We start from the raw sequence: 13,245 nt of genomic DNA on the forward strand, positions 1-13,245 counted from the left end.
ATTTTTTTAATCAATTTAACCCTAATAAATAATCCATTTAAAGTAGTTAATTTAAACCACTATTTTAGGTAGCATATGAACATCCACGAAGCACTTTTGCAGGAACATTCCAAGAGACAAACAACTAAAATCGTAGCATTTATCGGTACCAACCCGGATAGATTTGCCGATTTGATGCAATTGTTCTTCAGTAGTGAAAGCCGGATCACGCAACGTGCCGCTTGGGTAGTTAGTACCTGCGCAGCAAAACATCCTTATTTGATAGATCCGTATTTGAACCTTTTAATCGCAAACCTGGAAAAACCAGTACATGCCGCTGTAAAACGAAATACTTTGCGCCTATTACAAGAAACAGAGATACCGGAGACCTTACAAGGTGCGCTGGCGAATATTTGCTTTCAATTCTTATTAGAGGATGAGCCTACTGCTATAAAAGCTTTTGCAATGACTGTTTTAAGCAATCTCGTAAAAAGAGAACCAGACTTAAAAAATGAATTACAGGTAATTTTGGAAGACCAACTTCCTTATGGTTCACCTGGTTTTGTTTCACGGGGAAGAAAAATATTGAAAGAGCTAAAACTTTTGTAAATTTTATTCAAAAGCAATAAATAAATAGCACCTGAATTACATTTAAGGGGACCTTTACTTAACTTGGAAAATAAAATTACTAAAGCGTTACCATTATCTCTTTTCCACCCTTGATGGCCTTTTCTTTTCCTTGCCACAAAATCACTCCATCTATTCCAACCGGTAATAAAATTTTAGCATCCAAACTCCCACTTTTATTCACCTTATAATTTACCTGTACCTTGCCATGAGGATGTGGAATTTCGCCGCTTGCTTGTTTTAAGTTACCTAAATTAGGTGCAATTTTTACTTTAGAAAAACTAGGCGCATCGCTATCGATGCCCAGAACTAAGCGGTAAAATTCAATGTTTGGACTAGCTCCCCAGGCATGACAGTCAGAACGAGTTGGTTCGGGCTGCTCGGCCCAAGTAGTTAAACCCTGGGCTAATTGTTTGCGCCATTCTGTTAATAAATCTAAATACCTGTCACCTAAACCCGCTTTGGCTACTGCCTGGTGCACGTAATATTTAAAATAAATAGTAGCCTGGGTTAAGCTTTGGTCGGCTAATACTTTTTCCATCACCTTTCTTGCCTCTTCGCCTTCAACCACTCCTGCCAGCACAGCAAAAGTATTAGCATGTTGTGAAAAGCTTTTCTTTTCCGGGGTATCGGCCAATAAACCCTTGTTACTATCCCAATACAAAGCCCGGATATTATTTTTTAGTTTAGCAATTTGTCTGTCATAATGGTCAGCAAAACCAGGCATGCCAGCAGCTTTTTCGAGTGGAGCTGCTGCTTCATAAGCTAGCAGCAATTGCAAATCCAGGTTAGCGGCTTGTCCTTCTGCTGCTTGAGGTGGCATACCGGCTTTCCAGCCTGGTGCAGTAGCCCAATCCGTAAAATTCCAATAAGGAACTAAGCCTAAAGCCCCATCGGGCAATAATTTCGACTCAAAGAAACTAATAATGGCACGCGATACCGGTAGCTGCTCTCTGATAAAGGCAGCATCGCCGCGGTATTTCCAATAATCGTTTACCATACCAATCCACCAAAGCGAAAAAGGTGCAATATATTGAGGATCTTTAGAAGGAAACCGGCTTTGTGTAATACCACTTAACCCATGAGAGTTTTTAATAGCAGTAATAGCTTGCCGTACTAATCTATCATCCGACGTATTATATAAGGTTACTAAAGCCTGAATGCGGGTATCGCCAATGTACTGTAATTGCTCATAATAGGGGCAATCCATGTAGGTTTCGTGGGCACAAAGGCGGGCAGTTCGCCACCCCACCTCTAATATTTTATTTAATTCTGCATTTTGAGTCACAAAGCGGGCTTCTTGTTTAAAAGGATAACCGGTATAAATACCATACACATCCTGCACTATCAAGGGCTGATCATGGGTTTCAATGGCCACTTCTATATAGCGAAATGTGCGCCACCAAAGCGGCGTAAAGGTTCTATTGGCTCCCCCATCACTAATTATCCTGTCTTCGTAACCTATAAACTTTTTGCCTGCTACTTCATTCCGGTTGCCTTTATTTTTAGTTTGTCCTACTGGTTTGCCTTCATCTACAAATAACGATTCGGCGTACCGCAAGGCAACAGTTGCCCCTTTTCCGCCACTGGTAATAAGCACCGGATAAGCTGTTGTTTCAAATCCCTGATCTAATAACAAAGTAGCTTTTGTATTGGCAGGAATCGTAAAACTATTTGCCTGCTTCGGAAATGTTTTTGATACTTTAACACCATCAACCTTACGAACACTACTTAATCGCTGAGGCGTCATTTCCATACCCGGAATAGTACGCGGGGTAAGAACCCAATTATAAAAATAAGGTTCAAACAAGCCGCCCAACAAACCTGGCGAAATAGTCACCACTTCTTTCCAGGCTGCATCATTAAATAACGGTTCTTCCCATCCAAAGGTATACTGGTTATAATCTACGTTTTCGCCGGGACCTACTACGAAATATGTATATAAGTTTGTATTGATGGGGGAATAAGCCAGGTTCTTTATACCTTTCCAGGATTTCCCGGTATTAACCACCTGCTCAGCAACACCATTCCCCTGCATGATAAAGCCCGTTTGAAGGGACATTTGCGGTACCGCTTTATGAGCTCCAAAATTCCAAACCACCGCTGCTAACGTATTTTTACCTTCTTTTAAATAAGGTGCTAAATCTACCGTTTCAAATACCCAATGATTAACATCGCTTCGCGCTGGCCCCAAACAAACAATCTTTCCGTTCACATACAGTTTATACCGGTTATCGCCGGAAACATGCACCAGGAAGGTTGCGGGCTTGTGAGGTAAATCAAAAGATTTCCGGAAGTGATACACCCCATAATCCTGACCCGACTCTCCGGCCACAGCTATCCATTGCGCTGCCCACGGTTTATTAATCAGTTCTTTTGGCAGTACCGGATTGGGAATTTGTGCTTGCAGCAGCAATGGGAAAAGCAAATAAAGCAGCCAAATAAGTTTTTTCATGAGGTAAGGTAAAGGTACAATACAAAGAAATACTTTATAGGGTATTAAGATTTAGCCTGACTCCATTTTACAGGTGCTTTGTAATTCTTAGCGGCATCATCCAGTATTAAAACCCAATCGTTATCGGTACCATTGGTTGGAGGGGTAAAGGTTTGCGGCCCGGTATTCTTATATTTTCCTATACTTTTTGAAGCACCGGTTCGAGGATCGAACCAGGTAGCGTTTACATTGGCGCCTGTGATTTTGCCCATATTTACTTGTATGGGTTTTCCGGCAGTGCTATAAATAAAGGCGTAATCTTTACCTCGGGTGGCCTGTATTCGCTCGCCGCCACTATAAGCTTCAGTCACCAGGCCCTGATCTGGCACCCGCTCCAGAAAAGGCCGCGCTTCCATTAAGGTACGCACGTGGCTCATCTGACTTCCACCGGGCAAATTAATAGCTTCGTACCAGGGCTTTGGGGGTGCATTTACTGGCTTGCGCTTACTGGGATCGTACATTTGCCAAATATCATGCGACCCGTAAGTATGCCCATGCGCCCCGGCAAATAAATCCAGGTAAGCCGACCGGCGCACATCATATGCAGCAGAATAGCCTAATTCTTTCGCGTTAAAACACACCGGATGATCTTCATAAATAGGTTCGCCATCCATGGTAGGTTTAGTTAAGGCTAAGTTATAATCGTGTGTTATTTTATTATAGATATCTGTATTCCGGCAATGCCCGGTTTGAAACATGTTAAAATCTATCCAACTATCCTGATGAAACCAGGTAGAAGAACCTCCACCTTCTTTGGTGGGCTGCGGATGGTAAGTCATCATTACCTTATCAGGATCACCATCCCCGGCACCCGCAATGATACCCTCGGCCATGGCCCGCCAAATAGCAATATCCTGCTCATGCCTCGGATTACGGTCGCCACCTAATATCCAAATAATGGGTTTATTTTTATAGCGTTTACCAATAAATTCTCCATACACCCGGGCATTTTGCGGATTAAAAATTTCCGGACCCACTCCCCAGTTATGTTTAAATATTTTATCGCCCCAGGTAGGCAACATGCCAATATATAAACCTAACTGCTGAGCTTTATTTACAATATAATCTATGTGCTTAAAATAAGACTCATTGGGTTTTGCCGGATCGTCATTTAGTAAAGGCAAATCGCCATATGGGTTTGGATCATGCAACCCATCTAATTCGGCTAAGGCCACTGCCTGAATAACGGTAAATCCTTTATCTGCCCGGTTTTTTAAATAAGTATCGGCCTCTTCCCGGTTTAACCGGTGAAATAATTCCCAAGCAGTATCTCCTAAATAAAAAAATGGCTTCCCATTTTCCCGCAGTAAAAATCTTTTATTCGGACTTACCTGTAACCGATATTGCCCTACTACCGAATAATGCAGAAACACGAGGCATAGTCCAAAAAGCAGTTTAATTTTAAACATAATGTAGATCGCTTTATCGTTTAAGCCTACAATATAAATTTATTTTACTATATAAGAAAGTATACAAACTCACTAAAATTTAATCCAGCTTGCAGCAGGCAGAAAAGAGAACAGTACTGAAAAAGATGAATAATCTTTATTCAGCCGGATATTATTCATTATTAAACTATCAAGTTTTTGTAAACTTATTGGAAATTTAGATTGCAATATTTAATTTGGAAGAAGTTTCAACTGGAATAAAACAGACAGCTACGATGAGGAAAATATACTTGAAGCTATTCTTACTTATTACTTTCTCTTTTTCTCTAACTATTCCCGTCTGCGCCCAAAATAAAGATCGCCGAGCATTACGGGTATTAAATAATGGGAAATATGCCTACTCACAAGGATGGAGAAAAACGGCTCTTAAACGATTTAATAAAGCATTGCAATTAAAGCCTGATCTGGATTCTGCTTTTCATCTTCGGGCAAATACAAGGGTTTTACTTGATGACTTTAGCGGTGCTATTACAGATTATACCAGCGCCATCAACATCAACCCTAAATTTGATTTAGCTTATTTTGACCGGGGCACGCTTTTTTTACAATATGGTTATTTTGATAAAGCCCTTTTGGATTTAGATAAAACATTAGAACTAAATCCAAAACATTTAGATGCTTTAAATAATAAAGCCGTTATTTTAAACGAGCGCAAACAGTATGAAAATGCATTAGTAATTTATGATACCCTCGTGGCCAAACATCCCAAAGGAAGCCGTTATTATTTTAACCGAGGTTTAACAAAGCGGCAACTATTACATTTAGAAGATGCACTGAAGGATATAGAAAAAAGCTTAGAACTAAGCCCATATGATTATAGCGCCCATTATTATAAAGGTGAAATACTGATTCAATTAAATCGTACCAGGGAGGCACTATTTGCTTTTGAAACAGCCCGACGGATTTTCCCAAAAATGTTTTACGGGTATCTTAACCTAGGTAAAGCCTATGCTGAAGCAGGTTTTAGCCGAAGAGCCATTTCCGTTTTTACTCAAGCCATTCGCAAAAACCAAAAAAACGGGGAAGCTTATTTCTTAAGGGCCAACGAAAGAATAAAACTCAGAAAAATAGATTCGGCGTATACAGATTTACAAGTTGCCAAAATGTTAGGTTATTCCGCAGCTCAAGCAAAACTAGAGCAACTTCAGCAACAGAAAAGTAATTTATAGTCCTAGTAAATAACCATAAACTATTGATTGGTGGTGATACTCTTAAATTAGCTGATTATAATATCAGCTAAAACAGATAGAATTTTATAATTCTTCTATATTTGCATTTCAGCAAATAATATTTACAAACCCATCATCATGTATAATTTTCTACTGACTGTACACTCCATCAACAGGTGGCTTGTTTTACTTACTGGACTTATTGTGATTTTTAAAAGCCTTTCCGGCTGGAAAAGCAACCGGCTATATACCAAGGGCGATGGAGCTGTTCATGGTGCTTTTGTAGGCTTTACTCATCTTCAGTTTTTAACTGGTATATTGCTTTACTTTGTTTTTAGCCCCATTACGGAGCAGATTTTTGCCGATTTTGGCGCTGCAATGAAAAACAGCTCTTTACGTTTTTGGGCAGTAGAACATACATTAGGTATGTTTATTGGCACAGTGCTAGTACAGTTAGGTCGCACGTTTTCTAAGAAAGCACCAACTGATAACTTAAAATTTAAACGTGCTTTTGTATATTCTTTAATTGCGTTAATAATAATTTTATTAAGCATTCCTTTTGGTATAATTAATCCCGAAACCCGTCCGCTTTTCAGGTTTTAATTAATATAAATTTTAAATAAATTAATATAAATTTTAAATAAAAAAGCCGGAGTTACTTAAAGTACTCCGGCTTTTTTATGACCGCTTTTTTATTTCTATTATTCGACTTCATGGTTTATTTAACTTGAATAACCATATGGCTTGAATACAGGTAAAACTATAATTTCAATTTGGTACTACAGAGCCATTTACTAATTGCAACTTCTCCGGCAATATTTAAACTTCTTCATCCTTTTTAAAAAGTAATGCAACTCCTACTATAAATTGATATTGCCTTTTAATGCAAAACGCTAAAATAGCAGCTGAAAAAATTAAAATTAAGGTTTACATATGTTCACACTGGAAATAGAGCTTACCAGTTATTAATCCATATAATAAAATTATAATGGATAAACACCAGAATATACTCCCTCTGCTTGATTAGAAAAAAGATGCTGATTTGTTATTGTTTTTGTTTTTGCTTTGTTGGCAATAAGTAGCCAATGAAAATTATACCTACTGCTAACCAGGAAAATAAGGAGCAAACAAATACGGTGGCTTGCCAATCAGAATCCCATTCTGAATCACCTGCTATTTTTTTACTAAAGATTTTTAGTAATGAAAAGGCTAACACTACGCCAAAGATATACCCGTTTAATAAATGTAGAAAAGTCCCCATACCAAATCTATGCGTTTCGTCTTTTTACGGTATTTCATATAAAAAGGGTTACTTAATAATTAATTTTTTTCAATTTTTATTATTTTTTTCGCATGTATATAGAATTTACTATATTAAATTCGTGTCTAAATTGCAATTTTGATAAATAAAAAGAAAATACCTATTAACAAAGGTACTGGCAACATTTCCTTTTAATCAACTTACTTACAAAGTCATTTAGAAATCTTTTATCTTTTTAATAATCAAATTCTTCAACTAATAAAATCTAAGCAACTACTTCTTCCTTATAACATCAGTTACCATAAGTATACATGCTTCTAGTTTCTAGATTGGTTAATTTTATATTTATTTATTAAACTTTTGCAATAATTAACTTTATAAGTCAGACCGAGTTTATTTAAATTGAATAACAAATAGAAATTTTTGGAGCAATTAAGAGCCTTGTTTCATTAGCAATTATCTCTTGCTTGGTAGCAATAGAGTATATTAGTTTTAGAAACTTGAAAAGAAAAAGCCTGATCCGAGACAGGTGGTACAATTTTTCTAATTATTTTAATTAGAAAAATAAACCTTGCCTTAGAAATAACCTGCTACTAACCTCCACATGAATTAAGCCTCTAATTAATATTGAAAGCACAAAAGGTATTCTCACTATAACTGGCTATAAGTTGTTTGGATCTTCTTTAAAAGGAAAGCTTAACACATCCCTTAACAGTAGCACCTAAAAGAATAAGATGGGCACCTAATCTAAACCCTTATTCTTCATTCTTAGCTTTTGATTTTAATAAATAAGGGCGCAAATACCTTAAATGGTAACTTCCTTAAAATTTACCCATACAACATCCAGCATCGCACCCATATTCTGATAGACTAAAACCCGGAAAATAAATTTAGGTAAACTTCTTTCAAAAACTCATTTTTAAAATTACTAACTAAAACCTTAAACCTTTAAAAGTTCTTTAAAGAAAGAACCTTGTTATACTCTAGGAAAATTTATTAGCTATAGCCAAAATACTTGAATTCTTTATTCAAAATTTGATTCTAAAACAAGAAATGGCTTTAGAGAAAGGCTAGTTGCTAATCTATAGAAGTCAGTTAAAAATGGCATAACTTAGCTAAGGCAGGGTGACATAAAAGAAAAAAGCCCCTTAGGATATTCCTAAGGGGCTTTTGCTGTAGGGGAAGGAGTCGAACCTTCACGGAGTAGTTAGACAAGTAGCTTGCTTTATTCTATTGATCTCCACCCCCGAGAGAGGAGGGCTTGTCTGCCAGTTTCAACACCCTACAGTGTTATTTTGATATTGTAAAACTACAACAGATCCGGAAAGTTTCAAAATTTATTAAATATTTTCATTAAAATTTATGCTATTTTAAATTTTATATTACATTTGTTAAATCAAATCAAAATTAGGGCAAAAAATATGCTTAAAAATTTAGAAATTGACAATACCGATCTGCGTATCCTCTCTTTATTAATGGATGATGCAAAAATGGCATATGCTGATGTTGGAAAAGAAGTGTTTGTTTCGGGTGGAACAGTACACGTTCGGATGAAGAAAATGGAGCAGATGGGTATTGTTACCGGCACCCAATTAAAACTTAATTATGGCAATTTAGGCTATGATGTAAGTGCATTCTTAGGTATTTATTTAAAGAAGAGCTCGATGTACAATGAAGTATTGGAGCAGCTTCGGAAAATACCAGAAGTAGTTAATGTAAACTATACTACCGGCGAGTATAGCATGTTCGCGAAACTTATCTGTAAGGACACCACCCATTTAAAAAATGTGTTGACTGATAAGATTCAGAAAGTGAATGGTATTCAGCGTACTGAAACCTTTATTTCGCTGGAAGAAAGTATTAACAGACCAGTTCAGTTACTGTAAGCTTTTAATAAATCAGGCTTATGGTCATCAATAAATTTATTGGTGACCATAAGCCTGATACTTTCTTTTTATCTTTTTAAAAGACTATTTTGTTCCTAATTGAATTTGCAATTCATTTAATTGCTCCTGCGCAATAGGCGATGGTGCGTCAATCATAACATCGCGTCCAGAATTATTTTTCGGGAAGGCAATAAAATCACGAATTGAATCGGCACCGCCGAATAAAGAGCAAAGTCGGTCGAAACCAAAAGCTATACCACCATGAGGAGGCGCGCCATATTCAAAGGCATTCAGCAGAAAGCCAAATTGCGCCTGTGCTTCTTCTTCGGTAAAGCCTAATAATTTAAACATACGCTCCTGAATTGGCCGCTCATAAATACGAATTGAGCCTCCTCCCACTTCTACACCATTTATTACCATATCGTACGCATTGGCCCGCACAGCCCCCGGATTGGTAGCTATTAATTCTATATCCTCTGGCTTAGGCGACGTAAACGGATGGTGCATAGCAAAAAAGCGTTGGGCGTCATCATTCCATTCCAGTAATGGAAAATCTACCACCCACAGCGGCGAAAAAGTATTTTTATCGCGCAAACCTAAGCGCTCACCCATTTCTAAACGCAGTTCTGATAAAGCTTTCCGAGTCTTGTCCTCTGCCCCTGCTAAAATTAAAAGTAAATCCCCTGGATTAGCCGCAAAAGCCTGTGCCCATTGCTGCAGATCGTCTTGGCTAAAGAATTTATCTACGGATGATTTAACCGTGCCATCTGCTTCTACGCGGGCATAAATAAGCCCAGTAGCCCCTAACTGAGGACGCTTTACATATTCTGTTAATTCATCTATTTGTTTACGGGTATAGCTGGCGCAATTGTTGGCATTTATACCTATCACTAATCCTGCCTCATCAAAAACTTTAAAGCCTTTGCCTTTTACCTGGTCGTTCAGCTCCACAAATTTCATTTCGAAACGGGTATCCGGCTTATCGTTACCATAATATTTCATGGCATCCGCATAAGTCATACGGGGAAGTTTCTCAATTTCTATTCCTTTTACTTCCCTAAACAAATGTTTCACCAAACCTTCAAAAGTATTTAGAATATCTTCTTGGGTAACAAATGAAAGTTCGCAATCTATCTGCGTAAATTCAGGCTGACGGTCAGCACGTAAATCCTCGTCCCGGAAACACTTTACAATCTGGAAATACTTGTCGAAACCAGAAACCATCAGCAATTGCTTAAATGTTTGGGGCGATTGGGGCAGAGCATAAAACTCACCCGGATTCATGCGGGAAGGCACCACAAAATCACGTGCCCCTTCTGGCGTTGACTTTATTAATACAGGAGTTTCTACCTCAATAAAATTTAGTGTGTCTAAATAAGCACGGGATTGCTTCATCATCTGATGGCGCAATTCCAGGTTTTTACGAACAGCATTTCTCCTTAAATCCAGGTAACGGTACTTCATCCGTAAATCATCGCCACCGTCTGTTTCGTCTTCAATCAGAAATGGAGGTAATTTGGCCGGATTAAGGACTTCAATAACAGTAACCTGTATTTCTACATCGCCGGTTGCCAGTTTATCGTTTTTAGAGATACGTTCAATTACAGTACCACTCGCTTTTATTACAAATTCACGACCTAGTTCACGAGCCGATGCCATCACTTCCGGAGCGGTTACTCCTTCTTCTAATTTTAACTGAGTAAGTCCATAACGGTCACGAATGTCGACCCACATCATACCACCTTTATCCCGGGTTTTATGCACCCAGCCGGTTAAGGTTACTTCTTGTCCAACATGTGCACTTCTTAATTCGCCGCAAGTGTGTGTTCGTAGCATAGAAATCTGCCAAATAAATTCAGAGTTTTATTAAAAGATTAATTAAAGAACCAAACTTATAAAAAATAGATAACACTTTTATAGGATTGTTACTAATACCTACAAAAGTGTTAAAAATAATTAAATAATTAAAAGGAATTTAATTAGAAGAACTTAGAACAAAAACCACAAAAGAATTTGGGTTTTCAAGAAAGGAATGATCAATAAGTAAAGAAAGGTAATCAATAACCTTTTATTAATTGGCTATACTCACAAAGAACGTACCACTAGGTTTCGTTCCATCCTGCTTAGCACTTTCAGCTTTGTTTTTGGCAGTGTTGTCGTCGTTTGAATCAGTACCCAGTGAAATAAGCAAAACAATGAATACAAGCAAATGAAACAAGAGAGAGGATAAGCTATAAAGGTCTTTCCTCCGTTTTGCACTAATTCTCCTCATACGCATCCCTTAAATTTATTGACTGTAAACATTTAACTAAATTCAAAAAAAACAAGTTTTGAATAAAAAAGTTGCAATACTATATAAATATCCCTGAATAAAACGAACGGAAAACCTTATTTCAAAGAATATTTAATTAGAGGAGTAAAGATAGTAGTACCTATAATGAAAAACAAAGTTTAAAGTAGATAAAGTAAGAAAATACCGGAAATTAGGTATATAAAGAGGGTGTCTATTTACTGGAGTAAGTATTTCACGAACTATTTAAGCCTTCTCTTTTTGCCCAAGTACCTAAAATTATCTGAACAGAAACCTTAAATCTCTCTATTTTTGTTTTCTAGACTCATCTCTGGCAGAAAAATTGCCTTAGCCAAATGAGAAATTACTATTATGAGATATTTTGCAATAACCTTATGCGGGCTTTTTGTATTAGCAAGCTTTGTTATCCCTAAATTAAAGGATATTAAAATTAATCCGAACTTAACTGTTTCTTTGCCCAAAAACTTTGTAGTAATGCCAGATGATGCAATTGCCATGAAATATCCGGCACCTCGCAAACCCTTGGCTGCTTACACCAGTCCTGATGGCCAAATAGATTTTGTAGCCAGTGAACGAACAAGTACTTTTCAGGGAGCAGATTTAGCTGTGCTTAAGGAATTTTATAAAGCTTCTATCACTAGCAGGTATTCAGAAGTAAAATTTATTCAGGAAGAGATTAAAACTTTGAATAAGCGCAACTTCATTGTATTTGAATTCACGTCTAGTTTACGTGACGAAGGACGCAAGACAAACAAATTAGCCCCCATTCGTAAATATACCATTATTCAATATACCATGGTAAATGATAAGTTAATGGTCTTTACATTTAATGCTCCCATAGATTTACAAGAAGCATGGAAAGTTACTGCCAATAAAATTATGCAGTCTATAAAAATAAGTGATCCCTCTTAAATAAAACATGATGCTATCTGTTTTCAGCGACGAACATTATATGAAAGAGGCTTACAAACAAGCCCTGTATGCCAAAGAAGAAGGAGAGATACCTATTGGTGCCGTGGTAGTTTGTAATAACAAAATTATTGCCCGGGCCTATAACCAAACCGAGAAACTTAACGATGTAACGGCCCATGCTGAAATCCTGGCCATTACGTCTGCCTCTAATCATTTAGCTAATAAATACTTACAGGATTGCACTTTATATGTAACGGTAGAACCTTGTGTTATGTGTGCAGGAGCCAGTTATTGGGCTCAACTGAAGCGGATTGTGTTTGCTACCACCGATCCTAAACGAGGGTTCAGGCGCTTTGGCAGTCAGTTATTGCACCCTAAAACGGAAATGGAAAGTGGCATAATGGCACATGAATGCAGTAACCTTATGACGGAATTCTTTTTGAATAAAAGGATTTAGCTTCTATCTTTGAAATATTACGTAAACAAGTGTCTAACCTAAAAAAATAAAACTATGGCTTTTGAACTTCCTCAACTTCCTTATGCTTACGATGCGCTGGAACCACACATCGACCGCCAGACAATGGAAATCCATCATACCAAACACCATCAGGCATATGTAACCAACCTGAACAATGCCATTCAGGGAACTGAGCTGGAAGGTAAATCTTTAGAAGAAATTCTGCAGAACATTAGTAAAGCTCCGGCTCCTGTACGCAATAATGGTGGTGGTCATTACAATCACTCTTTATTCTGGACATTGCTTTCCCCTAATGGTGGCGGCGAACCAACCGGCCCGGTAGCAGAAGCTATAAATAATGCTTTTGGTTCTTATGAAAAATTTAAAGAAGAATTTACCAAAGCTGCTACTACCCGTTTCGGTTCTGGCTGGGCTTGGTTATGCAAAGTAGAAGGTGGTGCGGTACAAATTTGTTCTACTGCTAATCAGGATAACCCTTTAATGGATATTGAAGGCCACTGCGGTGGTACGCCAATATTAGGATTAGATGTTTGGGAGCATGCTTATTATCTTAAATATCAGAACCGTCGTCCGGACTACATAGGAGCCTTTTATAATGTTATTAACTGGGACGAAGTAAATCGTCTTTACACTGCAGGTTAATAAATCTGAAATCCTTTATTTAAAATAAAAAGCCCCAT

General features: G+C 37.6%; 11 protein-coding genes. 7 read left to right on the plus strand and 4 right to left on the minus strand.

The window, feature by feature from the left end; genetic code table 11:
* The first annotated feature begins 75 nt into the window (after window positions 1–75).
* Entirely contained in the window at window positions 76–588 is a 513-nt protein-coding gene (locus ADHAQ_RS0111460; protein WP_026463056.1) for a hypothetical protein, read from the plus strand.
* Window positions 589–667: 79 nt separating this feature from the next.
* Here ADHAQ_RS0111460 and ADHAQ_RS0111465 read toward each other — a convergent pair whose 3' ends face one another.
* Both ADHAQ_RS0111465 and ADHAQ_RS0111470 read right to left on the minus strand, forming a co-directional pair.
* Window positions 668–3,061: an alpha-L-rhamnosidase-related protein gene (locus tag ADHAQ_RS0111465; protein WP_026463057.1), complete on the minus strand. Its 2,394-nt coding sequence runs from the start codon at window positions 3,059–3,061 to the stop codon at window positions 668–670.
* Window positions 3,062–3,105: 44 nt separating this feature from the next.
* Window positions 3,106–4,509: a glycoside hydrolase family 140 protein gene (locus ADHAQ_RS0111470; RefSeq protein WP_026463058.1), complete on the minus strand. Its 1,404-nt coding sequence runs from the start codon at window positions 4,507–4,509 to the stop codon at window positions 3,106–3,108.
* A 269-nt stretch (window positions 4,510–4,778) separates the two neighbouring features.
* On the opposite strand from ADHAQ_RS0111470, the gene ADHAQ_RS0111475 reads away from it, so the two are divergent.
* The 3 genes from ADHAQ_RS0111475 (at window position 4,779) to ADHAQ_RS0111490 (ending at window position 8,864) form a co-directional block, all read left to right on the plus strand.
* The gene (locus ADHAQ_RS0111475) at window positions 4,779–5,717 is read left to right on the plus strand and encodes a tetratricopeptide repeat protein (RefSeq protein ID WP_169727996.1); all 939 of its coding nucleotides are present in this window, start codon (window positions 4,779–4,781) and stop codon (window positions 5,715–5,717) included.
* Window positions 5,718–5,855: 138 nt separating this feature from the next.
* Window positions 5,856–6,320, plus strand: a complete 465-nt coding sequence (locus ADHAQ_RS0111480; protein WP_026463060.1) for a hypothetical protein — start codon at window positions 5,856–5,858, stop codon at window positions 6,318–6,320.
* Window positions 6,321–8,399: 2,079 nt separating this feature from the next.
* Entirely contained in the window at window positions 8,400–8,864 is a 465-nt protein-coding gene (locus ADHAQ_RS0111490; protein WP_026463062.1) for an Lrp/AsnC ligand binding domain-containing protein, read from the plus strand.
* Window positions 8,865–8,948: 84 nt separating this feature from the next.
* Here ADHAQ_RS0111490 and aspS read toward each other — a convergent pair whose 3' ends face one another.
* Together aspS and ADHAQ_RS0111500 are read right to left on the minus strand one after the other, a co-directional pair.
* Window positions 8,949–10,700, minus strand: a complete 1,752-nt coding sequence (gene aspS / locus ADHAQ_RS0111495; RefSeq protein ID WP_026463063.1) for an aspartate--tRNA ligase — start codon at window positions 10,698–10,700, stop codon at window positions 8,949–8,951.
* A 235-nt stretch (window positions 10,701–10,935) separates the two neighbouring features.
* Window positions 10,936–11,136 (minus strand): hypothetical protein, encoded by a 201-nt coding sequence (locus ADHAQ_RS0111500; RefSeq protein WP_157433401.1) that lies wholly within the window; start codon window positions 11,134–11,136, stop codon window positions 10,936–10,938.
* A gap of 390 nt (window positions 11,137–11,526) precedes the next feature.
* On the opposite strand from ADHAQ_RS0111500, the gene ADHAQ_RS25385 reads away from it, so the two are divergent.
* Genes ADHAQ_RS25385 through ADHAQ_RS0111515 form a run of 3 tightly spaced genes read left to right on the plus strand, consistent with a single transcriptional unit; the run spans window position 11,527 to window position 13,207 of the window.
* The gene (locus ADHAQ_RS25385; protein ID WP_051359863.1) at window positions 11,527–12,087 is read left to right on the plus strand and encodes a hypothetical protein; all 561 of its coding nucleotides are present in this window, start codon (window positions 11,527–11,529) and stop codon (window positions 12,085–12,087) included.
* A gap of 7 nt (window positions 12,088–12,094) precedes the next feature.
* Window positions 12,095–12,544 (plus strand): nucleoside deaminase, encoded by a 450-nt coding sequence (locus ADHAQ_RS0111510; protein WP_157433402.1) that lies wholly within the window; start codon window positions 12,095–12,097, stop codon window positions 12,542–12,544.
* A 54-nt stretch (window positions 12,545–12,598) separates the two neighbouring features.
* Complete coding sequence (locus ADHAQ_RS0111515) at window positions 12,599–13,207, plus strand: superoxide dismutase (protein WP_026463066.1); 609 nt, start codon at window positions 12,599–12,601, stop codon at window positions 13,205–13,207.
* Window positions 13,208–13,245 lie beyond the last annotated feature (38 nt).

It is taken from the genome of Adhaeribacter aquaticus DSM 16391, from assembly GCF_000473365.1.
GTDB classification, from domain to species: domain Bacteria; phylum Bacteroidota; class Bacteroidia; order Cytophagales; family Hymenobacteraceae; genus Adhaeribacter; species Adhaeribacter aquaticus.